Raw genomic sequence first — 24,521 nt, 5'->3', positions numbered from 1 at the left:
ACAGACGGTCTAGCTACTCTCGGTCTACATTGAATCTCTGCCGACTATTGGCCAGAACTGGAGTGCCCCTAAATGCATTCATTGTTCTGTCCATCTCAACCTGTTCGTCATTGCCTGAATCTAAGACTGTATTCCGTACCGACCCCTTTTTCACAAGTACTGCCGTTACTTCGAGCGCGTTTAAATTGTTAGTTGAAAGCAATGCGCCCACTTGTGTTGAAAAACAGGCGCTGTTTGGTGCATCATTGATTTGAGATATTTCGGTTGTGGCCACAATGTGATTATTGGCTATGTAATTGCCGCTACCGGAAACCACATTAATTATTACAGGCTTTACGGCGAGAGGCTTGATATATTGAGTATCTATTGTTTCCGAAATGTGGTTCGCGATTACCGAATTGTTGCTGCCATCAATTTGCAAAAGTCCGAACAGATCATCCAAGCCGTTATCGTACTTCTGCATGGGCGCCCATGGCTCGCGATCTCGCAAAAAGTGATTTGAGGAAACCAAGTTCTCGCAACAGTTGGCAGCAAAAACCAACATTCCGGGATAAAAGGAATGGAATCTATTTCCTGTGATCGAGGAACGCACCACGCCGGAAAAATAGACACTGCTAGCTCCTCGAGGGAATACGTTGTTTGAGGATACTAGAATGCCCCCATAATTTTCAGCGTAAATGGAGTGTCCCCTATATCCAGCTCCGACAAAATTATTTGCTATTCTTGAGGCCTGCCCCATACCTTTCAATTCGATACAGTTGCCGCACTCTGCAATGAAATTGTTATCTATCGCCAGCGCATCTGCATCATGAACAGTAACTCCATGCTCCAGATAGATAAGACCCATCCCCGTTATTCGGAATGAGTCATTGGCGCTGCCCACATAGATTCCCGTTTTGCCATTCTTGTATGTATTTTCTGCATCATTTTGCCCCGAACCATCGTCAAAGAAGTGCAGGCCATCGATGCAAAAGTCAGCAAACTCCACAGAGCTTATACGAGGATTTCCGGTGCGCTTAACATAAAACGCGGCTCCAGCAGCCTCACCGTCAGCGGCCTCTGGAGAAATGTCTACAAGTATGCGACTTCCACCCGGCCACACTTCGTGCCAGTGTGCCAGCTCGTTTGTGGGTGTGTTGAAACGGATGCTCGAAGACGTAAAACCATGTCCAGAGCCCACAATTTTCAGATAGCTCACGTCTATGACGACTTGAGTGACAAGACGATAATCGCCTGGCGGTATATAGATAACTGCTCCAGGTTTTCCGCCATCATTTAGATCGGAAACCGGTTGCCTGCTTTTAATATCCGCAATGATGCTATTAATGACCGTTCCGATATCCTCATAGGGGTTCCCTACGGGATACTTTGTTACGTCGTAACAGTTTTCGCTGACCATTGTTAATGTCTCCTCGGACATTTTTTACTCCACGGCGAGAGTAGACTTATGTTCCTGATTGGCTTGTCGCTCGCAAGCCGCCTGGGGAAATGCTTTCAACCAGCTCTCTGTTGTTTTTCTCTTGGCTATACCATCACCAGATGCTGGTGCGAGTGTCCGGTTCAAAGAAGTGAAGTTCTTCGGCATCGATAGCGATGCGCGCGATGTCACCTGCGCGTACTGTGCTCTTCGGAGAAAAACGGGCTACAGCAGCTTTTTCGTCGCCGATGTCGGCGACGGCATCCGGGTCGCCAGCATCCACCCACGGTGCGTCGATATTCAGATGCACCATGGATTCAGAACCTAGCGCCTCAACAAGAGTGACCGGTGCCGAGATCTCGGCCGAAGAAGGCCGGATTGCGGCGTCGTTCATGTGCTCGGGCCGGATACCGACAATGACCTGACGGTTAGACGCACCGTTGAGCGAGGGGCGGTATTCGAAAACCCGGTCAGGGATTTCGAAACTGTTGGTGCCCAGGGTCAGCGTCCTTCCATTCAGAACGGCCTCGTACAAGTTCATCGAGGGCGATCCGATAAATGCGGCGACAAAGACATTGTCAGGGCGATTGTACAGGTTTTGCGGTGTGTCGACTTGCTGCAGCGCGCCGCCTTTCATGACAGCTACGCGGTCACCCATCGTCATCGCCTCGACCTGATCGTGGGTCACGTAAATCGTAGTGACATTCAGTTTTCTTTGGAGGCTGGCGATCTCTGCGCGCATCTGCACGCGCAGCTTGGCATCGAGGTTCGACAACGGTTCATCCATCAGGAAGGCCGCTGGTTTGCGGACGATCGCTCGTCCCATGGCGACACGCTGACGCTGGCCTCCTGAAAGGAGTGCCGGCCTGCGGTCGAGCAAGGTCGTCAGTTCGAGGGTGCGTGCGGCTTCGTCTACGCGGCTGGCAATCTCGGTCTTCGGCAGGCCTGCCATCAGCAAGGGAAAGGCAATGTTCTCCCGCACTGTCTTGTGCGGGTAGAGCGCATAGGACTGGAAGACCATGGCGATGTCGCGATCCTTGGGATCGACATCGTTGACTAACCTGTCACCGATCCTGAGTTCACCGCTGGTAATGCTCTCCAGGCCAGCGATCATCCTGAGCGCCGTCGACTTTCCACATCCTGACGGACCGACGAAAACCATGAACTCGCCATCCCTGATGTCGAAGCTCATATCGTGCAGAGCGTGAAAGCTGTTTGCGTAGACCTTGTTGATATTGCGCAGTTCTATGCCGGCCATGCCTCTGCCTCCCTCATCCCTTTACAGCGCCGAAAGTCAGGCCGCCGACGATTTGTTTTTGAAGTGCGAGCGTTACGATGATGACCGGCAGCGAGTAGAGTACGGCCGCAGCTGTCATCGCGCCCCAGGCAAGCCCATAGACCGAATTGTATTCGGCGATGACGATCGGAGCCGTTTTGGTCGCCTCCGACGTCAACAGCAGCGCGTAGAGGAACTCGTTCCAGCTTGTGATGAAGGTAAAGAGCGCGGTGACCGCTATCCCCCCTGTCATGACCGGAAGGACAATCTTTCGAAACGCCTGGAATCGTGTGCAGCCATCCATGCGCGCCGCTTCTTCGAGCTCCTTCGGTACCCCCTCGAAGAAGGCGGACATAAGTAGCAGTGCCAGCGGTACCGCAGCCGACGTGTGAGCGAGAACCAAGCCTGGAATTGTATCGAGCAAACCTAGCGACTTCAAAAGCTGGAACAGCGGCACTCCGAGCGCCACCGACGGCACCATGCGCGTCACCAGTGCGAATAGTAGGAAAATGGTGGTGATCCGGCGCCGGTATTGCGTGGCAACGTAAGCAGCAGGCACGGCCACTGACAGCGACAGAGCAGTTGTCAGCACCGCGACGGTGAGCGAATTGACGAAGGCTCTCGGCAGGGTTGAGGATCGCAGCACTTCGCGAAAGTTCTCGAACGATACGACAGCGGGAAAGAAGCTTGGCGGGATCTGCTGGACATCAGCCGCCGGCTTCATGGAGGTCATCAGAAGATAAATGTAAGGCAGCGCGTAGGATAGCACCAGCACGAGGGCTGCCGCGTTGATCAGGACTCCGCTGACATTGAGGCGGGGAGCTCTATGCATGTACCGGCCTCCATATTTTCCAATAGGCGACTGCCGCCAAAATCATCATGACTATGAGAAACAACGTTCCAGACGCGGAAGCCTGGCCCAGATCGCCGAACCGAACCATGCGCTGGTAGATGTTCATCGAGAACACCTCAGACGCATGACTGGGACCACCCTGTGTCTGTATCCAGATCAAGTCGAATGTCTTTGCAGCATCCACGCCCCGCACGATCACGACGACGGCGATCACCGGCCGCATCAGAGGAAGAGTGACATGCCAGAAGCGCTTGAGCGCATTCGCCCCGTCGATCCGTGCTGCCTCCAGCAGATCCTTTGGGATGTTCGTCAGCCCGGCATAGGACACCAGGGCGACAAAGGAGGTCGTCAGCCAGATGTCGGCAAAGGAAACAGAATAGATGACGATATCTTCGCTGGACAACCATGCGATCGCTTCTGGATCGCTTATGAGACCCAAACGGACGAGCCCGTAGTTCAGAATGCCGATATTGCCGACGAGCAGAAATCGCCACAGTAGACCCGCGACGATAGGCGGAACCATCAACGGCAGAGCGAAGATCGTGCGATGCCACCGCGATTGGCCGGCAAGCGCCGAAAAAAGCAGCGCCGCACAGAAGCCAAACGTAAACTCGAAGAACAGCGCGAAGACCGAATACTGAACGGTCCGCAGAGCGCTTTCCGCGACACGTTTCGAAGTGAAGGCATCGAAATAGTTCTGCAGGCCGACCCATTCGCGTATATGGGGCGTGATCGTATCGACCTTGAAAAAGGAATCGAATACCAGGAGCCCTACCGGATAAGCGACCAGTACGCCGAGGACGGCGACCGCAGGCGCGAGCATGCAAAGCACGAATCGGTCTTCACCCGACATGTCCGTCTCCGAAAGCAGAGGACGCGGGTGGCATATTCTCCCCCCGCGATGTTGAGGAATGTACGAGGCTAGTTGAGGATGTCCTCGATCGTTTCCTTGGCTTCCGTGAGGACGTCACCGACATCTGCCTTACAGGTAAGTGCCTGCTGGACGGCGGGCAGCACAGCTTCATCGACTATTTCCTGATATTTCTCGGTTGTCGGCCGACCTTGCGTCGTAGGAGCACTCAGTGTTTCAAGAAGCGGGCTGAAATGCTCATAACCGGGCTTGCCGGCATAGCTGCGATAAGCGGAATTCGTCGCGGCGAGACCGAGTGGGGCCTCGATGCCCAAAGCGTTATTGGCGATAGCAAACGCGATGAACTTTTTCGCGGCGTCCTTATTCTGGGAGGTCGACGGAACGACGTTGTACCAGGGACCGGGAATGGCTGCGATTCCAGCATCGCCAGCCAGCATCGGCGCGACGCCAACTTTGCCGCTGACCTTGGAGTCCGGGGGCGTCATCTTGTAGGCGTGCCCCCAGAATTTCATCATCGCTGTCTTGCCTTGATAGAACAGGTTCTGCGCCTCGCCCCATCCGATTTCGTTGACGTTTTCCGGGACGGAGTGATCGGTGCAGTGCGGCGCGATGTAGAACTCGAGCGCCTTCTTATGTGCCTCATTATCGATGATGACCTGCCCATCCTTGTCGAGGATCACGCCGGGCGAACCCGCCTGCAGCACATGCGCCATCCATTCCTCTGAAAACGTACCAATGGTGTCGGTGCCCCAGAAGTCAGTCTTTCCGTCGCCGTCAGTGTCACGCGTGAAGAATTTCGCAATGTCGCGCCACTGCTGCCAGGTTTTGGGCGGCGCGAGAGGATAGCCATACTTTGACTGAAAGGCCTGCTTTTCCTCCGCCTTATCAAACAGATCCTTACGATAGAACACGATCTCGGCATTGGCCCAGGCAGGCATACCGATCAGTTTGTCACCGACCTTCGCGTCGGCAAGCAAGACAGGCGGTAGATCCGAGCGAACCGCATCGGTGAAAAGCGCCGAGAGATCCTCGACGTGGCTTGCGAACTTCGCATTCCATACGACGTCGATCGTCACGACATCGAACGCGGAAGAACCTGAGGCGATTTCGGCCGAGAACTTGTCAAAGACACCCTGATAGGGAACGACGGTGAAGTTCACCTTGATGCCTGTTTCGGCGGTAAACTTCTCGGCGACTGCCTTCTGCAACATTTCGCCGCCGCCTTCGACCAAAATATTGATGGTTTCGGCATTGGCAGTGGCGGCCATGAAAACAAGCGCGAGTGCGCTAGCACCAAGAAATTTCTTCATCGATTCCTCCCATTTGGCTCGTTGCACTTGCGTTGAGCCCTCCTTCTTGGCGCAAAGGTAATCCTCGTATGACGACGTTGTCAATATCGAATGTCGACGTTGTCAGAAAAATATGTCGACGTTGTCATGCGTCTGGTTTAAAACGAATCGCGGCAAGGAGATTTGCGGACATGGTGAGCATAGTCAGCGTCGCGAAAGTGGCGGGGGTTTCGAACAAAACTGTCTCTCGGGTCATAAACGGCGAACCTTATGTGGCCGAGGAGACAAGGGAGAGGGTAGAAAAGGCCATTCGAGACCTCGGATACGTGCCGAACATGGCCGCGCGCCTCATCCGCTCAAGTCGCTCCAACACATTTGGCATCATCACCGATTATGTGTCGACCACGCCCTACTCGGTGGATATCGTTCGCGGAGTCCAGGATTGGGCAAATGCGAACGGAAAGACCATCCTGATGGCAAACACCGGCGGCGCGTCCGAGCGGGAGGCGGAAATTTGGAAGATGTTCCAATCCCATCGCATCGACGGTGTTCTCTATGTAACGATGTTTCATCGCATCGTCGACCCCGTAACCGGCGATGTCAGCATCCCCACGGTGATGATTAACTGCAGGCCTCAGACGAACGAACTGTTACCGTCGATCGAGCCTGATGACTACCAGGGCGCGCAAGATCTTACCCGCTATCTGCTTGACAGGGGGCATCGAAAGATCGGCTACATCCGGCTCAATCCCATCTTGTTGGGTGCGCAACTGCGCCTCGATGCCTTCCGTAAAACCGCTGGAGACTTTGGCCTTGCAGAGAGCGACTTGAGTATCCGTCTGGGCATGGAAGGACCGGTTGGAGCGGAGAAGAACTACGTTTTTGCCGTTGCCACAGAGATGCTACAACAAAAGGATCGACCGACTGCAATCATGAGCGGCAATGACGAAATGACGATCCAAATCTACATCGCGGCAATGGCATTGGGTCTCCGCATCCCCGAGGATGTCAGTATTGTCGGCTTTGACGATTTTCGGACGGTTTCCCTGGCGCTGAAGCCGGAACTGACCACTGCGGCCTTGCCTTATTACGATTTAGGTCTGGAAGGGGCGGAAATGTTGAATAGCGTGGTGGCGGGAAGCAAGGCCCGTCCGAGCAGTCGCGTTGTGCCCTGTAAACTGGTCGAACGAACATCAGTGTGCTCCTTATAATCCGATTTCCAGAACCGAGAACGTCTGGTCGAGCTTGTTGAAGAGCGGAGCCGCGCGCCGGGGTGTCGGTCCCGGTTCCCGGTTTTTTGCCGGCGCTATGCTGAACCTCCTGCGGCAACCCTTTTAACCGGCCTTGCGGGAGACGAACGGCTTTCGCAGTTCCTGCTACAGCTGATATGCCCTTCCTAGTTTGGACGCTTCTGCCCAGCGACCTAAGAGCTCTCACCGCGCAGGTCCCGCGTCACCAGCCCGAGCAGATGGCGATGCTCATCCAGCCATTGCGATATCGCCTTCAGTTCACGACCGATCTCGTGTTCGGCGAAAGATCGAATACACTGGCTTGGACCGTGCGTTCTTGGCGCATTGTCGGCTCCGGCGGTTACGGGTTTGTCTTTAGAATCAGTATCTTGATCTAAAGTATACCGGAAACCGTCGGGCTTTGCCCGCCGAGGTATCGCGATTCATACAATAATTTCAGAAGTTTACCGTTTCTGGACGGGCACTAGCTAGACTATTTCTTTCTGGATCCGGCCTGCAAGCGCTCGAGCATCTTGGATAGAGTGTGTTGCCGGTGCCTTTCATCACACGCCAGATCCGAGCACGAACGCGCGACCGCTCGGGATGACAGCCGGTGGAGGCGACCGAACGCCAAGGAGATGGGCTCCATAGCGCACGTCGCATGCGCTCAACGCTTTTACTCGCGTGCGGCAGCTCAAAATCAGGGTTTCGTTTGCTCTGAAATTCCCCAGATAGAACAGATTGAGGGTTGTGTTTACGGATAGAGTCCTTGACGTCTCCAAATCTTTGAGAAATGCTAAGATGTCAGACCAATTTAAAAGTCTGACTGCCTATAAGAATTTGGGGAACCATGAAGGCACCAATCAGCGATAGGCCGGTCATTCGGCCGCTTCCGGCAATGGATCGGGCTCGCCAAGTCACGGACGCGCTTGCTGACTACGTCGAGCGTGCCCGCCTGAAAGCCGGCGACCGCTTGCCGGCCGAACGCGAGTTGATGGCTGCCTTGGCTGTCGGGCGTTCCACGATCCGCGAGGCGATCCGGCATTTCCAGGCGCTGGGTGTCACCGAGACGCGCAAGGGCAGCGGTACCTACCTGCTGAAGCCCGTTTCGAAGGGCACCATCCACATGCCGCTGTCGCTCGAAACCGCGCATCTGCGCGATGCTCTGCTTCAGACGCTAGAGGTTCGCCGAGGCATCGAATGCGAGGCCTGCATGGTCGCGGCATCAAAGAGAACCGAAAAGGACTTGGTTCTCATTGAGCAAAACCTGAACGAGATGGAGCGCGTCCATATCGAGAAGGGCACGTCGGGTCCCGAAGATCTTGCCTTCCACCTCGCCATCTATGACGCGACGAATAATCCGCTCTTCCGCCAGCTTCTCGAGCAGATGCGCGAGACGTTCTGGCAGTTCTGGGAGCACCCGTTCGAGCGGCAGGATTTCGCCCGGCGGTCTTTTCCGTTCCACCGCACCCTCTTCAACGCGATTGCTGCCCGGAACCCCGAGGCCGCGCGGGAAGAGACACTGAAAATCCTCGCAGTCGTCGAGGAAGACATCAAGGAAATGTCCAAATGAGCAACGGTGCAGATCCGTTCGAACTTGCCTCCCTCATCACGGCGCACGACGAAGGACACTTCGCCGAAGCAGTGGTGCCGCCGATTTTTCAGACCTCGCTTTTCACTTTTTCCGATTACGACGACATGATCGCCTCCTATCGCGGCGAGAAGGTTCGGCCGATCTACACGCGTGGCCTCAACCCGACGGTGCGTATGTTCGAAGAAATGCTGGCGAAGCTCGAAGGTGCCGAAGACGCGCTCGGCTTTGCAAGCGGCATGGCGGCAATCTCGTCTGCGGTGTTGAGTTTCGTTGAACCCGGCGACCGGATCGTGGCGGTCAAGCACGTCTACCCCGACGCCTTCCGGCTGTTTGGCACGATCTTGAAGCGGATGAAGGTGGAGGTCACCTATGTCGACGGCCGTGACGAAGAGGCCGTGGCCCGGGCACTGCCTGGTGCGAAGGTCTTCTACATGGAGAGCCCGACGAGCTGGGTGATGGAGGCACACGACGTCGGTGCGCTGGCCGCACTTGCCAGGCAGCATGGCGTCGTCACCATGATCGACAACAGCTGGGCCAGTCCGTTCTTCCAGCGGCCGCTGACATTGGGTGTCGATCTCGTCATCCACTCGGCCTCCAAGTATCTCGGCGGGCATAGCGATGTCGTCGCCGGCGTCGTTGCCGGCTCCAAGGAGATGATCGCCCGCATCAAGGCCGAGGCCTACCCCTACCTCGGCGGCAAGCTTTCGCCGTTCGACGCGTGGCTTCTGATCCGCGGCCTCCGCACCCTGCCGATCCGCATGAAGGCGCACGAGGCGGCTGCGCTCACGATCGCTAGGCGCCTGCAGGAGCTGGGCGTCGTGGAAACCGTCTGCCACCCGGGTCTCGCCAACCGACTGCCCGCCGGCCTCAACGGCACGTCCGGCCTGTTCTCATTCATATTTCGCGAAGGCGTCGATATCCGTGCCTTCGCGGATCACCTCAAGCTCTTCAAACTGGGTGTGAGCTGGGGTGGGCATGAAAGCCTGATCGTACCAGGCGAGGTCGTGCTCCAGCAAAAGGCACAACCGAATTCCGCGCATACCTTCGGAATCCATGCGCGGTCCGTACGCCTCCATGTCGGTCTCGAAGGAACCGAGGCGCTGTGGAGAGACATCGAAGAGGCGCTCGCCGTCGCTTCGTGACGCTTAAAACTTGAGGAAAAAACCTGGAAGGGGGAACTGACTATGAAAACACTGATAACTGCAACCCTGCTTGCCACGATGATGGCTGGAACGGCACTTGCCGATACCACGCTGAAGCTTGTCGAGGTCATCACCAGCCCTGAGCGTACCGAGACGCTGAAGTCGATCGTCGGCAAGTTCGAGGCCGCAAACCCCGGCACCAAGGTCGACATCATCTCGCTGCCCTGGAACGAGGCGTTCCAGAAGTTTGCGACGATGGTATCGGCCGGCGACACGCCTGACGTCATGGAAATGCCGGACACCTGGCTTTCGCTCTATGCCAACAACGGCATGTTGGAAAGCCTCGAGCCCTACCTTGCCAAGTGGGAACACACCAAGGGCCTGACGCCGCGCGCGCTGGAGCTCGGTCGCGACATCAAGAACACCGCCTACATGCTGCCTTATGGCTTCTATCTGCGCGCGCTGTTCTACAACAAGAATCTCTTCAAGGAAGCCGGCGTCTCCGCGCCGCCGAAGACGATGGACGAGTTCGTCGCCGCCTCCGAGAAGGTCTCCAAGCTTCCGGGCAAATCCGGTTACTGCCTGCGCGGCGGTCCGGGCGGCCTGAACGGCTGGGTGATGTTCGGCGCGACCATGGCGGGCTCCAACAAGTTCTTCAATGAAGACGGCACCTCCACCATGAACAGCGAAGGCTGGGCCAAGGGTCTGGAATGGGTCGTCGATCTCTACAAGAAGGGCCTGGCACCCAAGGACAGCGTCAACTGGGGCTTCAACGAGACCGTTGCCGGCTTCTACTCCGGCACCTGCGCGATGCTCGACCAGGATCCGGACGCGCTGATCGCCGTTGCCCAGCGCATGAAGCCGGAGGATTTCGGCGTCACCAAGATGCCGGTCGGCCCGAGCGGCAAGGGCTTTACGACGATCGGTTTTGCCGGCTGGTCGATGTTCACCACCAGTCAGAACAAGGACCTCTCCTGGAAGCTGATCGAGACGCTTGAATCGCCGGAAGGCAATATCGAGTGGAACAAGCGCACAGGTGCTCTTCCGGTCCACACCTCGGCAGCAACGGATCCCTTCTATGCGAGCGATCAGTTCAAGGGTTGGTTCGACGAACTGGCCGATCCAAATATCGTCCCGACGGTGATGCCGACCTACCTCGAAGAATTCGCGTTCTTCAAGGATTCGCTGGCGATCAAGACGACGCAGCAGGCGCTGCTCGGCGATATCACGCCGAAAGAGCTGGCCGACCAGTGGGCAGACTATCTCACCAAGGCTCAGCAGAAGTACCTCGCCAAGAAGTAATCAGCAATCAAAAGGCGGCGGAGCGATCCGCCGCCTCCTTCTCCCTGATGACGACGGCGCGTCGTTGCGCTGCGAAAACGGAATTTTGCCTGATGACCATGACCGCCGATACGCTCGACAGTCGCCGTGACCGAAGGTCGTGGCTGAAGCGCGTCGCAGATGCCTCGGAACCCTATCTCTACAGTGCGCCATCGTTGATCCTCATCATTGCGGTGATGCTTGTGCCGCTCGCGATCGGCGTCTCCTATGCGTTCCGTGACATCCAGCTGCTCAATCCTTTCTCAGGCGGGTTCATCGGCCTCGAGCACTTTCGCGCGCTTTCCCAGGATGCTGCCTTCTACGGCGCATTGAGGAATACGCTTTGGTGGACCGGGGCTTCTGTTGTCCTGCAGTTCGTTTTTGGTCTCATCCTGGCACTGCTGCTCGACAAGCCATTCTGGGGCAGGGGCATCGTGCAGGCGCTGGTGTTCCTGCCATGGGCCGTTCCCTCCTTTCTTGCCGGCCTCAACTGGGCATGGCTCTTCAATCCGGTGATCGGGCCGATCCCGCATTGGCTCTATGCACTCGGTCTGATGAACGAGCCGGGCAACATCCTGTCGGATCCGCACTATGCGATGTGGGGTCCGATCATTGCCAACGTGTGGTGGGGCATTCCGTTCTTTGCGATTACGCTTCTCGCGGCGCTGCAGGCGATCCCGCGCGACCTCTACGAAGCGGCGTCAATTGACGGTGCCACGTGGTTTCAGCGTTTCCGGTCGATTACGCTCCCCTTCCTCGCACCGACGATTGCCATCACCGTGCTCCTGCGCACTGTCTGGGTCTCGAACTTTGCCGACCTGATCGTCGTTATGACCGGGGGCGGACCTGCTGATCGCACCCAGATCGTCGCCAGCTACATTTTCACCCAGGCCTTCAAGCGGCTCGACTTCGGCTATGCCTCGGCGATCGCGCTGGTGTTGCTTGGCCTGCTGCTTGCCTATTCGATGCTGATCATCCTGCTGCGGCAGACATTGCTGAACAAGGATTGAGGCCATGAGACGATCCATCCTTCCGACCATCGCTCACCGACTGGCGATCCTCTGCTACATCGCCTTTGCGCTATTTCCGCTTTTCTGGCTGCTGAAGGTTTCGGTCACGCCGAACGACCTGCTCTATTCCGAGGGCGTGCGCATGTGGCCGTCGCGGACGACATGGGAACACTACACCTTCGTCATTCAGCACAGTGCCTTTCCGACATTCTTCAAAAACAGCCTGATCGTGTCGGGATCGACGGCCATCGTCGTCACCATCTGTGCGTCGCTCTCAGGCTACGCCCTGTCGCGGTTCAATTTTCGGGCGAAGTACTGGATCGTGGCACTGATGCTTCTGACCCAGATGTTCCCGCTGGTCATGCTCGTCGCGCCGATCTTCAAGATCCTATCGCCATTGCATCTCACCAACAGCCTGACTGGCCTTGTCGTCGTCTACACAGCCTTCAACGTGCCGTTTGCGACCTTCCTCATGCAGTCCTTCTTCGACGGCATTCCGAAGGATCTCGAAGAAGCGGCGATGATCGACGGCGCGACGCAGTTCACGGCTTTCCGGCAGATCATCCTGCCACTGACACTTCCGGGCATTGCGGCAACGCTCGGCTTCGTCTTCACGGCCGCGTGGAGCGAGTTGCTTTTCGCGCTAATGCTGATCAACGGCAATGATGCCGCGACCTTCCCGGTCGGGCTTCTCACCTTCGTATCCAAATTCTCGGTGGATTTCGGGCAGATGATGGCGGCGGGCGTTCTCGCGCTCATTCCGGCCGGTCTCTTCTTCCTGCTCATCCAGCGTTATCTCGTCCAAGGCCTGACGGCCGGCGCGGTCAAGGGTTAGTCACATGGCATCGATCGATATCCAGAACGTCAAGAAAGCTTACGGTCACGTGCAGGTGCTGCATGACGTCGACCTGCGCATCAAGGACGGCGAGTTCGTCGTTCTCGTCGGTCCATCAGGCTGCGGCAAGTCCACATTGCTGCGCATGATCGCCGGCCTCGAAGACGTGACCGGCGGCGAGATCCGCATTGCCGGAAACCGCGTCAACGAACTGCATCCGAAGGACCGCGACATAGCCATGGTTTTCCAGTCCTATGCGCTCTACCCGCATATGAACGTCGCCGGCAACATGAGCTACAGCCTGAAACTCAGGAAAACGGCGAAGGAAAAGATCGCAAGTGCTGTCGGTGCTGCTGCCTCCAAGCTCGGTCTCGACCCTTTGCTGGAACGCCGGCCAAAGGCGCTTTCGGGCGGACAGCGCCAGCGCGTCGCCATGGGCCGGGCCATCGTGCGGCAGCCGAAGGCTTTCCTCTTCGACGAGCCATTGTCGAACCTTGACGCTCGCCTGCGCGAGCAGATGCGCGCCGAGATCAAGAAACTGCATGGGGAACTCAAGGCGACCTCGGTCTACGTGACCCACGACCAGATCGAGGCCATGACGCTGGCGGACAGGATCGTCGCCATGCATGGCGGCGTTGTGCAGCAGGTCGGTAGCCCGCTCGAGCTTTACGATCGCCCCGCCAATCTTTTCGTTGCAGGCTTTATCGGTTCACCGGGCATGAATTTCCTTGAGGCAACCTATGACAAGGGCAGCGCCCGGTTGAAAGACGGCACGATCATCGCGCTCTCCGAGTCCTTTGTCCTTTCGAACGGTGACCAGGTCACGATCGGCATTCGACCGGAACATGTGACCATGACCTCAGACGGCAGCGGCATGACGGCCACGGTCGAACTGATCGAGCCGACGGGCTTCGGCATTATCCTGCACTTGTCGCTCCACGGTCTGCCGTTCAAGATATTCACGCAGAACCGCGATGCCCTGGCTGCAGGACCGCAGGTCAATGTCGCCTTCCCAGCCCAGCATCTGCATGTCTTCGACAGCAAGGGGAACCGCGCTCGCTGATTTCGATCTCGACGTGACCCTGGTAGATCTCCGCGAGGGATTTTAGATCCCTTGCGTCTGCCAGTTTCGCCACGCCCGCGCGTCAGAGGCATTCCCTTCGGCACGATCGCCGCGACGTCCTGACGCCCTGTCTACTTCGGCCAGGGCGTCAAGCCACCGGAAGGCAAGGACGGGAAAGACCTCGCCATCGAGTACGCTCAGCGCGAGAATAGCGTTCTCCCAAACACCAAAGCAGAGTAGATGAATGCCGCCGAGGCGATCGGCGTCTGCACTGCTGGCGCAACTGCGCGATCCCCAAGATCAATTGGATGCAGCAACGGTTCAAAACTGCGCACCGGAGCCTATGAGCAGAAGCGGAGTGCGGTATGACATCAGCTAACAACGCTCAGGCATCGGATGCCGGCCTCTTGAGCTGCGCGGATCAATGCCTCGCGAGCAGCGACCGGCGGGATCAGGCCGTTGATGGCGTCGAGACAGGCTTTGACGGCGATAACGTACTCTTCACCATCGTCGTTCGGCCACCTCGTGATAAGCATCTCGGCGGCGTCTCGAAGGGTTCGCACCGGCTTGCATCCCTGCTGATCGCTCCAGACGAATGCCATGGCGGGAAATTCTCTGCATGTGTACCGAAACATTACGACTGGTCTCCACACGGTGAGTATTTCAGTAACCCTGCAAGTACCGTACCAGACGAGGTAGCGGCATGAAGGTCCGTCGTCGATCAGATCCTGAACTTGGCTTGGTCCGGCAAGATGGAGGACGCGGGATCGCGCCAGCTCGACCTTGCGTCGGCGCCCGACCTATAAAAGCACAACAGGCAGTGCCGCGCCGATGCGGCCTGCGGGACGTAACGGCGAGGGCCCGGTTTCCTCGTAAAGCCGAGCCCCGCCATCACCGTCTCATGGTTACTGAGCGCGGCCGCAGTGAAGTTAGCGTTTGGAACCTGTAGGTCAAGCATAGCATGAGCATTGAAAGGGCATCGGGTTGGCAGGAGATATTGATATGAGCAGCRGCAAYCAGTTYGAYCCAATGGCATCATGGGCTCGATTATCSGARCGGGTSGAGAACCARGGCAAGGACATYGTMGAYCTGCGTTCGAACATGAACACCGGKTTTCAGACGATCAACTCCGCAATTGGAACCCTATCGAACGAGTTGCGCAACAACAGCAAAACGCAATGGCCCGTGATCTGGTCGGCGGCCGGCGTCTGCTTCGTCGTCCTGTCGGGCCTCGGGGCCTTCTTCTATGGCACTCTTAGCAAGACACAGGATCGGCTGGATACTGCCATCGCGAAGGTGACGGAATCGGTCGTGACGCAGAAGGAAATGGAATGGCGCACTGCGCGCGGGGCGGAAGACCGTCAGCGAACCGAAGCAGCGGTCAAGGATCTTCGCGATAGGATGGTCCCGCGCGAAGAGCTTGATCGTATCTTCGCGAGCCAGGAGCAATGGAGGCTAGACCTCCGGAAAAGGCTCGACCGCCTCGACCGGTAGTTAAATCTCGCTCGATGCGAGCGGATTTTTATTGCACAGGATCGTAGCTAAATATTTCCACTACAGTTTTCTCCGGAAACGCCGGGCGGTCGTCTGGATAGCGACGCGTTACTTGGCTGAGCATCCCGCTATCTCTTGATATCAGGATGTCGGTGTCTATGGCATTCGTGAACTGGTGCCAACGCGCTTTGTAATGTAGGTTCGGTGCGTCGGATCGTTCAGCAGCAACAATCTTGCAATCAGTAAATTTGGGACCGATGACATCTGCCAGAGGAGCCTTGCTCCGAGGATCGCGTTTCCATGTTTTCTGGAAAACGTATTTCGCTGCCTCTTCCGTCTCGGTAAACCTCCACTCCATAAAGGGCTTTACTGTTCCATCGGGCTTTATGAGCGGCATCTGAGTGGAATAGCGAGGATAGGCTCGCGACTTGGCATATGCATCGTTCACCTCAGAACAGGAAGGGTCCATAGTTACCTGATCGGCAACCATAGGTTCTGCAGCATGGACCGGCGTAGGGTCTATCGCCAGCAAGGTGTGACAGACGAGGCCTAGTTGGAAAGCATTTCGAAGACGACGCATAGCTGATCCATTGATTGCATTGGTCAATTTCAGGCATAGCGTCGCAGAGAGGGTTCGTAAGGCGGCGGTAATTGTCGACGTCATAATTCGGCTAATGCTTCTTCCATGCGCGAACATCGTCTGGCAGCCGATCGCTTACGCTCAACTTGCAATCCGTATCTTCCTCGAAGTTGCACGTGGTAAATCGAACCTTCAGCACCTGACCGGAATATTTCCGGTTCGGCGCTCGCTTGAACGGCGCAGCTTTTATGACTGCGTTACGAAGCATGGTTTCAAGGCTTTTCCGCAAGGCATCTGGCTGTCCCGCGGAGACAATCCTTGGTCCCCGTATAAGATCACCTGAGCCATCGATCATATAGAAGGCTATTGCCTGGGCTTGACCACTATCCAGCAACTCGAGCCAATTTGCTGGCTTCGCTGCAGCCTGCGCAATCAACTGATTGTAGATCGATGGTGTGTCGGCGCCGTAGCTGAAACCCGCAGGCGCGATCAGCAGCAGCCCTGAGGTAAAAGCGACCCGTGTAAGAAGCATAATTGTGGCTTTCCAATTATCTGTGATGCTGGGGAAGAAAATCTAGATCAAAAGGATAAAGCAGAATGTCATAAACACCGTGAGGAGGCAGGTATGCGACACCCATGGAAATATGCGTTTTGACTCGTGATACTTGCGCTTCCGTGATTTAGGCGGCGGTGGCCCATACGGTCCTTCTCCGTTCGGAGCGAAATAAACCCTCCCGGCAGCCATATGGAGCAAGAGCGAAATCGCTGGGACGGTCACGAGCAGATAGATTCTCCACGGGATGGAAATTGAATGCAAGTTTATCAGCTGGACTGCCAATAGCGGCGACGTAAAAGGAGCGGCTAAGAAGCTTGCAAAAAGTAGCGAGATCAGTCCAACCAAGCAGCCAAAAGCGAGGATTAGGAAAAGCTCGACTTTTTCGCTGGCAGTCACAGTTCGATCTCCACGAGCATCGAAGCTCGTTCAGTTACCCGGTGCCACCACGATGCGACGTCTGTGGACACAGTAATTCCCTAATCGTCCCGGAGGTCGATCGCATCGGAAGGAGCTTCGATTTTCTCTCTATCAGTCTCGAAAACGTCTATCATTACTGGAGACCCCAGCGGCGACTGTTTGGTGAAGTGACGAGTGACTTTGATAAACTTCGAGGTGCCTGCGGAAATTATAACTTCCGACTTCGCGTTGTACCCGTTTCTGGCCCAATCGACCCGATAGATCTTAACGGGAATTCCGCCATATGTACGGTCGAAAGGGCCAGCGCAGTTGCGAAAAACAGCTCCAATTCCATCCACCGTTTTTTGGTAATCCCTATAGCGCAGATGCCAACTACCTAGCCCCTGCCGATCATAGGCAGCGCGACCGATGTATTTGCTGCTGTCCAAAAGCTTGATTGAACCTGTAGGTTCGACACCATAAATGGTGACGGCGAAATTTCCTGCTGCCGTGTTGACGTACGAGCGATTAACAAAATCGCATGAAGGATCTTCCCCCAACTCCCGACTGGATGCTCCCGAGGTACGGACATCTTCGCCCTGGACGACGTGGACCGGTACCAAGTAGGCGGCAACAAGAGCTGTGGCAACAAAAGGGATTGATCTCATACCCGTAATGCTCGCGTCACGAGCTCGAGCAGTTCTTGCTGCGCATCGCATTCTGAATGGCCTGCACCTTGCCCTTAGCCACTGCAACTTGGCCTTCCTTGTCTCCACCAAACGTGCTCGATGCTGGCACGCCAATCAGAAATACGCCGACGGCATCGCCGGTGGCCGCCTGGTTCTGCAAGTCTGAAACGGCAGCAAGGCTTTGCTTTTCTTTGGCCAGCTCGGTGGCCAGCACAGGACATGCGGACCCTGTATAAGCCGCCATCGGAATATCAACCGGGACGATTGCATCTGGACGCTTGGCGCAAGAAGTTGCTGCCAGCAGACCTGCTAGCACGACGTAGCGAATTTTCATGATTCCCCTCAGAATTTCCTTAACCCGGAATCGACTATGCATGTCTGCGTTCGCTGGGACAGAAATACTTTAAGGTTGAGAGTTCTTTTCCACTGTCGCAACTCTACGGGGAGCATTGACCTAAAAGAAAAGGCCGGGAGGGGGCGGCCAGTTCATATCCGAAAAGCGCATGCGTGTATCCTCGTAAGGATCGACCGCCGCATGTCGAAGGGGTTGGAATTGGCTCCCGCCCGGAGCCGAGCAGATAAATGGACTAGGTGTTCCTCGTCGTCAAGATGGGCTTAGAGTGAGACGCGCGATCGGCAAAGCATAGCGCTACGGTGTAAGCGAGTGCTGCCTGCCCGCAGCTGCCAGCTCTGCCGTTCTACGCAATCCCTAGCGTGTCAATAATGACAGGTGGACGGGGCGTGCGGCTTAAAGCCCTTGATGGTGTGCATTCGGACTTCGCCTTACTCGGCAAGGCATGTGAGCAGTATTGCGGCGCGGCAAAGCTGATCACCGGTCTAGGCGCTGGAAATCACTCAATCACGATCCGTCCGAAGAACACCTCGGCATGGACCACGTTGGACTATCTCGGCGTTCCGTCGGTAGATTCGCCACCGGTTCTCGTCTCGCAGATCCCATACATCAAGGACTGGGCTGCGGGTGGATACGTCACCACACAGGCCGTTGTAGATCAGGCGAACGCTGTCATTGGGGGCGTTGTGGACGAGTCGAAGCTGGCAGGATTCCCCGTTCAGCTGGTCAAAATCAACGAATTCTATGACACGCTCACCGGCTGCGGCCCTGACAACATTCATCCGAATGACAGGGGCGTCGGTCAGATCGCGCTATCGTTCCTCGACAACATTTCCCTCAACTGATCGCTCGGGCTTCCTGAACTTCAGGCGTCGGTGGATCACGTCTATCACCGGCTGCTCAATAAACCGGTATGTCATCGCGGATATGGCGACGACACAGGCGAGGACTGGAACGATCAGCATCCGGATGTCGTGCACCCACTGCACAAGAACATCCAACACCAGAGCGTGGACCAAGTAGATCGAATACGAGATCCGGCCGACGAACGCGATTGGCTCCAAACTGTATTTTGGTGGACTTGCTACCGATGCCAGTATGACGATAACCGCGCCAATTGCGGCAGTGATGCTTTGCAAATGCCAAGCAAGGTTTCTGTCGCCAGGATATGGCACGGTTATCATCGCCAGGATGATAAGAAATCCGCCTACCGACGCTCCCGGCTTCCCGAGCCACGACGGGATATCGCGATAGCGCACCAATACCGCGGCTGCGGCACCAAGAAGGAAATGGTCATAGTTTGCGATTGTCGGGTCAATTTTGACACTCATCGCTACCGCGAACGTCGTTGCTCCAATGAGCCCAAAGCTAACAAGGAGCTTCGTTGCGCCGCTCGTCCGGAGGGGCATAGCCGAGATGGCGAGCAGCACAAACGGGAACGAGATATAGAACCAAAATTCCACGTATAGCGTCCAAAGAACGCCTATGCCGTATCCCATCCAATCCTCTACGGGCCGGCTGAATGTAGCGAGAGCAAGGAAGTTTTTTTGGAAGATCGGCAGAGTTTGAGGCTGGATGACTACGAAGAAGAACGCCATGGCCGCCAGGAGTACGGCGTACATCGGATAGATTCTGCCGATCCGACGACCTATGAAGGTGGCGATGTTTGGAGCGGTCAGCATCCCGTCCCGTAAGAGCATGCTGCATATGAGATAGCCGCTCAGAACGAAAAAGACACTGACGCCCACCGCGCCGCCCGGAGCGTATTCCGCCTGATAGTGTCCGATGACGACAGCAGTGACGGCAACAGCTCGAAGCCAATCGAGCGATGTACGCGGTCCTTTGTCATCGTTTCTCCTAGCTCGTCTTAATCGAGCGATACACCACAACGTGAAATCCTACAATCTGGAGACTATCAATGGCGCGAAACATCAACGCCACGAGCGAAGCTGCGCTCAAGCAGTGGGAATCGTTCATCCCGTTCGTCTACGACGATGCAGACGGCAAACCGGGGCTGAGGAAGACGCGGCTGCGGCCGGGTACGAAGGTGCGCGGCACCGCAACGCAGGGCTACGGCCACACTGGCCCAGACGTTTATCCCGGCGCCCACGATATCACCGAGGCGCAAGCCGTCGTCTGGCTTCGCAGCGACCTCAATCCGTGCGAGCGAGCCGTTGAAACATCGGTGAAAGTCGATCTGACGGAAAACCAATTCGGCGCCCTCGTCATGTTCACCTTCAATGTTGGAACCGGTGCCTTCAAGGGCTCGGCACTGCTCAAGAAGCTGAACCAGGGAAACTACAACGCCGTTCCTGCCGAGCTGGCCAAATGGAACAAGACCACGATCGACGGCAAGAAGGTCGTGAGCAACGGTCTCGTCAATCGTCGGGCGGCAGAGGCGGGCTGTGGGCCAAGGGCGGGTTCATCCAATCCAGCGGCTCGCCGGCCCTCAAGGCAAGCGCGCCATTGATCTCGAAGGATGCCCTTGCTGTTGGCACGGCGGCGCTCTCGGGCGGAGGCCTGCAGTTCGTGCCTACGACTGGCCCGATTGCCTATGCCCTCGGCGCCATCCTCGTTGCTGCCGCCTTCGTCCTTCTCTGTACATCCAGAAGCGGCGGGAAGCCTGATGTTCGGGCTTGGGCTTCTCGATCTCATTAAAGGCGGCCTCGGGCTCGTCCTCGGAGCGGCTCTTGTCTTCTATCCTGCCAAACTCATCGGCCGGGGCGAGGGACGTGAGTCCGTTCGGGCCGAAGCAGCCAAGGAAGCCTTGGAACGCATTGACACATTGGAGAAGAACAATGCCAACTTCCGCAACCTTTCGGATCGCGACCGTTGTCTTGTTTTCATGCGCGATAGCGGGCTGTCAGAATCAAGCTGCGATTAATGGGAGCGGATATCAGTTCGTTCGCTTCCAGAGCCCAGAGGCGGCGCGGGCAGCTTCACAGGACGCGTTGGCAGGACCGGCCATCTCCTCGAACAACAAGCAGTGCCGCGCTGATGTGGCGTGCAGGAAATGACGGCAAGGGCCCCACTTCCTCGTAAAGCCGAGCCCCGCCACCGTCTCATTGTTAGTGAGCGCGGCGGCAGTGAAGCTAGCGTTTGGAACCTGTAGGTCAAGCATAGCATGAGCATTGAAAGGGCGTCGTGGTTGAACGGTGGATGAGATGACAGGCGGCAGTGAGGCATCAAGGGTTTATCACGACGCCATGACTGCCCAGCTCGGGGAACGTATGACCAATCTAGGTCGCCAGCAGACCGATCTCGAAAACGAGATGCGTTCTGGGTTTAAGCAGATGGGGGCCGCCCGTCTCCTCGTTGGCCAACGAGACCCGCAATTCCATACCGACCACGATTGCGCAATAGGCCGCGATGGCAGGCGCTTGGGTTCGCCCTCACGTTCAGCACAATTGTCGGCGGCTTGGCGTACCGGCCGATCCAGTCGGCGCCAAACGATTTTGAAGGCGTCCGTCCTGGTCATTTCTGAAAAGATGGTGACACAAAAGGAGATGGAGTGGCGTATTGCCAGATCGGCAGAGGATCGTCAGCGAACCGGACGCTGCAGTTAAAGATCTGCGTGATGCGCCGGTTCCAAGGGAGGAGGTCGATCGCGTCCCTGCTGGCTATGCGCAGCAGGGGGAAGACCAGCAGCGGCAGATTCATGAGATTCGGACAGAACTGAGGGGGTATGAGGGCGGTAACAACACCAATCGGCTGGCGGGGTCAGTTGTCGACGCGACCGATCTTCAAGCGTGGTAGTACGAATTCCTCATTCTTTGGCGGCTTCGGAGTAGACGGCCGATCCCGATCGATCATTCGCCATTCACGTTCAAGGCGTTCCACAACGCTTGCAGGTACAGTTTCCGGCATAACTCTCTCCCTTTTCTGCATGCCTATAAGCGAAAGCGCAGATACAGGACAATTKAGCTTTATTGGTACCGATAACGCGAAAGGTTAAACGCAATACCTTTCGCCCATCATCAAATGGTGTGTTCCATTGTCGCTTGCGAAGTTTTCACTCAGCGTAGTCAACAGGGTTTTCCTGAGGCACGGCATTGTAAAAGACGAACACTAGCGGCGTTCCCGGCTCGGCTGTCGCGTCCGTGCGATATCCTGAGACCTCGCCTTCGACGGAGCTCGAGTATTCTGCGACKACTTCGCCAAATGCGTTGCGCTGGATGGCAACCTTGCGTCCGATTTCAACCTTCTCGTTTAGTTGAACCAGAACCTCAACGAATCCGCCGTGGGTCGCAAGAACAGTATGTCCGCTGTCGGCAATGAAGATGCCGCTGTCCCGCCCAGTGCGGCCCATCGGGCCGGCTATAATCCCGTGATGCTTGAGAACGTTCAACGTGCCTTCCACAAACAGCGGGATCAGCCTGTGATCCAGGATGCGCGCAGCACCAATCTCGGGGGTGAACGCCGGTATGCCGGCATCGATGAACGCGTTTGCCAGAAGAGTTGGATAGGCAGGGTTGTCGAAGATCTGATCGATGGGAAATAGCTCTGCCATGGACTTGACCTCTGGGAGGCCCATCCTAGCAAGATGGAACGCCGTGATGTTCATCCCCGTCGCTCCGGTATGAAAATCGATTGCATAGTCGGCGTTCGGCTTAAACAGCCGATTGAACAGTAGCCCGGCATGTCGGCTTGGTGCGCTGGCACCGTCTTCGTTCCCAGGCCACTCGCGATTTATGTCGATCAGATCGATCCCTCTGCCCGAGTTGGGCCATCGACGGGCCATGGCTTCCAGAGCGGGACGCGACACATCTGGGACCGCTACCACGGCACCCGACATTTCTGCCGGATCGAGCTGGCTCATCACTGTTTGTATCGTGTGGACCGGGCTGATTTCATCGCCGTGCAAACCGCTGACGAGGACTACGCGCTTGCCTGGTTTCATACCTTTTGCGACCGTCACGGACACATACCAATGTTGCCCGGTCGGCATCTGCACTCCCTGGAAATAGAAGCGATGCACACCGGGTTCCAGATCATTGACATCAAGAGCGCTGATGACCTTCTTTCCCTGGATCACGTCGCCCGTGTAGACTGTTCCTTGCGGTGCGCCTGACACACGGGCGACAGAAGAAGATGTTGCTCCCTCAGCATTCGCATTGCCGACAAGGGCCGACGCCGTGCCGACGGACGCGATGGCTGCGAATATGAAGTTTCGGCGATCTAGGCCATCCTTTGGTTCTGCCGTCATATCGAAATCTCCTCCCAGAATAATGGTGAAAAAGACAATCAATGGGAGACGAATGCAAGCGTGAATTGCCTGGCCGGCTCTCTGCTCCGACTACATCCCTCCCTTGACGGCCCCGCTTGTATAAACCCGCCAGGAGCCAGGAGCCAGGCGACCACGCAGAAACGTCTTTTGGTTCCGCCGAAATGGTTGAAGCGATGTGAAGAAAAAGCCCCGCCGAGAGTGGCGGGGCAAGTGTACGTGCTGAACATCGCGCTAGAGTGCTTCGATAGACGATACATAGGGCGTTGCCGCTTCCTTTCACCGGCGCGGTACCTTCTTGTGGGATAATCCTCCCAGCGGCGCCATTATGATCATTCGGCGAGGTACAACCACAGAGCGACGGCCATTGCCAGCGGTGCCAAAACACTCACGACAAGAATCCAGGCGAAGAGAAGTCGTTCGAAATTCATCACGCGTAAACCTGACCCATTCCGCGACGCAGGAGAGCGCGTCAAGTTTGGACTGATTTCCGCTCTCTCTTGGGGGCCGCTTCGCTTGCCGCAAGTTCAGCAGCGACTTCGGGCCTCGTTCGCCTCTCGCTGCACAAAGACGCGCTGTCTTCGCTTCGCGAGCCGACTTCTGTGCAGCGATCGTCGCGTACGCGGCCTCATCCGTCACGATCATTCGCTGTGTCCTTTGGGGGCCGCGTTCTGAAGGTGCTCTCATCGATGTTTACTTAGGGCCGGTGCCATCTCGGTCAATCGCTCCTACGAATTTCAAACTGCGACCTGACTTTCTTTTGCGCGACACTGCCCTTTATAGAAATTTTGTCGGCCCCATCTAAAGGGCCGGGAGCGACGCCTTGCGAAACTCCCGTGTCTCTCCGCAGGCCAGGCATTTCACCATTATTGCGACGTGTTGCGGGCATGCGGCGCCAAAACGTGATTTCGATGCCGCACGGTGGCAAGGTGGACGCTCGTTGCCTTAGTCTCCCGCTAGCAGTAAACTAAGTTTCGACCACTTTCAGGCGCCAAGCTTTCTCTATTCAAGCAGATCCCTCTTGCGCAGACGGGCAACGGTTCAAGAGGCAACTCCTGTTCCCGAAGACGCCTTTAGCCGATCGAGCTGCGCGCCGCTTAGTCGTTCTGTCGAACCATAGGGAGAAACGAGATGCCGCAAAATTCTGACTTTGATCCAAACGCGATGCCGCCAAGCGCTCAAGATCTTGTTGATCGCCAAAAAGCTGCAGAGCAAAGGGAACAACGAAGGGTCGAAGGAAAGGAGAAAAGTCACTTCGACATCATCAGTGAATTTCTGTTCAAGCATGTGACGGATAAGGAAATTCAGACAGTTCGGCGGTTGGTCGAAAA

The 24,521-nt window shown here is 56.5% G+C and carries 23 protein-coding genes and 2 pseudogenes; 12 read left to right on the top strand and 13 right to left on the bottom strand.

Annotated elements, in window-relative coordinates; translation table 11 throughout:
* Nucleotides 1-13: 13 nt before the first annotated feature.
* From AC1DMK_RS26625 to AC1DMK_RS26605, 5 genes are all read right to left on the bottom strand, one after another.
* Entirely contained in the window at nt 14-1,399 is a 1,386-nt protein-coding gene (locus AC1DMK_RS26625) for a NosD domain-containing protein (RefSeq protein WP_477863415.1), read from the bottom strand.
* 133 nt (nt 1,400-1,532) lie between these two features.
* Nucleotides 1,533-2,675, bottom strand: a complete 1,143-nt coding sequence (locus AC1DMK_RS26620; RefSeq protein WP_477863348.1) for an ABC transporter ATP-binding protein — start codon at nt 2,673-2,675, stop codon at nt 1,533-1,535.
* 13 nt (nt 2,676-2,688) lie between these two features.
* Nucleotides 2,689-3,525: a carbohydrate ABC transporter permease gene (locus AC1DMK_RS26615; protein ID WP_477863346.1), complete on the bottom strand. Its 837-nt coding sequence runs from the start codon at nt 3,523-3,525 to the stop codon at nt 2,689-2,691.
* The gene (locus AC1DMK_RS26610; RefSeq protein ID WP_477863344.1) at nt 3,518-4,399 is read right to left on the bottom strand and encodes a carbohydrate ABC transporter permease; all 882 of its coding nucleotides are present in this window, start codon (nt 4,397-4,399) and stop codon (nt 3,518-3,520) included. The genes AC1DMK_RS26615 and AC1DMK_RS26610 overlap by 8 nt, the downstream gene beginning before the upstream one ends.
* A 68-nt stretch (nt 4,400-4,467) precedes the next feature.
* On the bottom strand, nt 4,468-5,727 hold the full coding sequence (locus AC1DMK_RS26605; protein WP_477863342.1) for an ABC transporter substrate-binding protein: 1,260 nt from the start codon (nt 5,725-5,727) through the stop codon (nt 4,468-4,470).
* Between the two features lie 170 nt (nt 5,728-5,897).
* Between AC1DMK_RS26605 and AC1DMK_RS26600 the strand changes: the two genes are divergently transcribed.
* The gene (locus AC1DMK_RS26600; protein WP_477863341.1) at nt 5,898-6,917 is read left to right on the top strand and encodes a LacI family DNA-binding transcriptional regulator; all 1,020 of its coding nucleotides are present in this window, start codon (nt 5,898-5,900) and stop codon (nt 6,915-6,917) included.
* Nucleotides 6,918-7,144: 227 nt separating this feature from the next.
* On the opposite strand, the pseudogene AC1DMK_RS26595 reads toward AC1DMK_RS26600, so the two are convergent.
* Nucleotides 7,145-7,281 (bottom strand): annotated as a pseudogene (locus AC1DMK_RS26595) (ISNCY family transposase); the annotation flags it as partial.
* A gap of 504 nt (nt 7,282-7,785) precedes the next feature.
* Between AC1DMK_RS26595 and AC1DMK_RS26590 the strand changes: the two are divergent.
* The 6 genes from AC1DMK_RS26590 (at nt 7,786) to AC1DMK_RS26565 (ending at nt 13,899) form a co-directional block, all read left to right on the top strand.
* A complete protein-coding gene (locus tag AC1DMK_RS26590; RefSeq protein ID WP_037067595.1) occupies nt 7,786-8,508 on the top strand; it encodes a FadR/GntR family transcriptional regulator in 723 nt (240 codons plus the stop codon).
* Nucleotides 8,505-9,671 (top strand): PLP-dependent transferase, encoded by a 1,167-nt coding sequence (locus tag AC1DMK_RS26585; protein ID WP_477863339.1) that lies wholly within the window; start codon nt 8,505-8,507, stop codon nt 9,669-9,671. Before AC1DMK_RS26590 ends, AC1DMK_RS26585 begins: the two co-directional genes overlap by 4 nt.
* A 42-nt stretch (nt 9,672-9,713) precedes the next feature.
* The gene (locus AC1DMK_RS26580; protein WP_477863337.1) at nt 9,714-10,973 is read left to right on the top strand and encodes an ABC transporter substrate-binding protein; all 1,260 of its coding nucleotides are present in this window, start codon (nt 9,714-9,716) and stop codon (nt 10,971-10,973) included.
* A 92-nt stretch (nt 10,974-11,065) separates the two neighbouring features.
* Nucleotides 11,066-12,001: a carbohydrate ABC transporter permease gene (locus AC1DMK_RS26575; protein ID WP_037067650.1), complete on the top strand. Its 936-nt coding sequence runs from the start codon at nt 11,066-11,068 to the stop codon at nt 11,999-12,001.
* 4 nt (nt 12,002-12,005) lie between these two features.
* Entirely contained in the window at nt 12,006-12,836 is an 831-nt protein-coding gene (locus AC1DMK_RS26570) for a carbohydrate ABC transporter permease (protein ID WP_037067586.1), read from the top strand.
* 4 nt (nt 12,837-12,840) lie between these two features.
* The gene (locus AC1DMK_RS26565; protein ID WP_477863334.1) at nt 12,841-13,899 is read left to right on the top strand and encodes an ABC transporter ATP-binding protein; all 1,059 of its coding nucleotides are present in this window, start codon (nt 12,841-12,843) and stop codon (nt 13,897-13,899) included.
* Nucleotides 13,900-14,270: 371 nt separating this feature from the next.
* On the opposite strand, the gene AC1DMK_RS26560 is transcribed toward AC1DMK_RS26565, so the two are convergent.
* The gene (locus tag AC1DMK_RS26560; protein ID WP_477863333.1) at nt 14,271-14,501 is read right to left on the bottom strand and encodes a DUF982 domain-containing protein; all 231 of its coding nucleotides are present in this window, start codon (nt 14,499-14,501) and stop codon (nt 14,271-14,273) included.
* Between the two features lie 499 nt (nt 14,502-15,000).
* Between AC1DMK_RS26560 and AC1DMK_RS26555 the strand changes: the two genes are divergently transcribed.
* A complete protein-coding gene (locus AC1DMK_RS26555; protein WP_477863331.1) occupies nt 15,001-15,393 on the top strand; it encodes a hypothetical protein in 393 nt (130 codons plus the stop codon).
* Nucleotides 15,394-15,421: 28 nt separating this feature from the next.
* Here the strand turns inward: AC1DMK_RS26555 and AC1DMK_RS26550 are convergent, their stop codons facing one another.
* From AC1DMK_RS26550 to AC1DMK_RS26535, 4 genes are all read right to left on the bottom strand, one after another.
* A complete protein-coding gene (locus AC1DMK_RS26550; RefSeq protein ID WP_477863329.1) occupies nt 15,422-16,057 on the bottom strand; it encodes a hypothetical protein in 636 nt (211 codons plus the stop codon).
* Between the two features lie 7 nt (nt 16,058-16,064).
* Nucleotides 16,065-16,505, bottom strand: coding sequence for a hypothetical protein (locus AC1DMK_RS26545; protein WP_477863327.1), 441 nt, complete (start codon nt 16,503-16,505; stop codon nt 16,065-16,067).
* Nucleotides 16,506-17,005: 500 nt separating this feature from the next.
* Complete coding sequence (locus AC1DMK_RS26540; protein ID WP_477863326.1) at nt 17,006-17,593, bottom strand: hypothetical protein; 588 nt, start codon at nt 17,591-17,593, stop codon at nt 17,006-17,008.
* A 16-nt stretch (nt 17,594-17,609) separates the two neighbouring features.
* Nucleotides 17,610-17,948, bottom strand: a complete 339-nt coding sequence (locus AC1DMK_RS26535; protein WP_477863324.1) for a hypothetical protein — start codon at nt 17,946-17,948, stop codon at nt 17,610-17,612.
* Between the two features lie 407 nt (nt 17,949-18,355).
* Here AC1DMK_RS26535 and AC1DMK_RS26530 point away from each other — a divergent pair, with 407 nt between their 5' ends.
* Nucleotides 18,356-18,811: an SGNH/GDSL hydrolase family protein gene (locus tag AC1DMK_RS26530; protein ID WP_477863323.1), complete on the top strand. Its 456-nt coding sequence runs from the start codon at nt 18,356-18,358 to the stop codon at nt 18,809-18,811.
* Here AC1DMK_RS26530 and AC1DMK_RS26525 read toward each other — a convergent pair.
* Nucleotides 18,779-19,855: an acyltransferase family protein gene (locus AC1DMK_RS26525; protein ID WP_477863321.1), complete on the bottom strand. Its 1,077-nt coding sequence runs from the start codon at nt 19,853-19,855 to the stop codon at nt 18,779-18,781. The genes AC1DMK_RS26530 and AC1DMK_RS26525 overlap by 33 nt on opposite strands.
* 29 nt (nt 19,856-19,884) lie before the next feature.
* On the opposite strand from AC1DMK_RS26525, the gene AC1DMK_RS26520 reads away from it, so the two are divergent.
* Entirely contained in the window at nt 19,885-20,436 is a 552-nt protein-coding gene (locus tag AC1DMK_RS26520) for a lysozyme (protein ID WP_477863319.1), read from the top strand.
* Between the two features lie 156 nt (nt 20,437-20,592).
* On the top strand, nt 20,593-20,850 hold the full coding sequence (locus AC1DMK_RS26515) for a hypothetical protein (protein WP_477863317.1): 258 nt from the start codon (nt 20,593-20,595) through the stop codon (nt 20,848-20,850).
* Between the two features lie 1,128 nt (nt 20,851-21,978).
* Here AC1DMK_RS26515 and AC1DMK_RS26510 read toward each other — a convergent pair.
* Nucleotides 21,979-23,172, bottom strand: a complete 1,194-nt coding sequence (locus AC1DMK_RS26510; RefSeq protein ID WP_477863315.1) for a M14 family metallopeptidase — start codon at nt 23,170-23,172, stop codon at nt 21,979-21,981.
* A gap of 1,149 nt (nt 23,173-24,321) precedes the next feature.
* Here AC1DMK_RS26510 and AC1DMK_RS26505 point away from each other — a divergent pair.
* Nucleotides 24,322-24,521: pseudogene (locus AC1DMK_RS26505) on the top strand (histidine kinase); the annotation flags it as partial.

This window comes from Rhizobium sp. 05L419, assembly GCF_056397845.1.
Note: the sequence above shows the minus strand (reverse complement) of the source record. Positions and strands in the feature narration are given on the sequence as shown.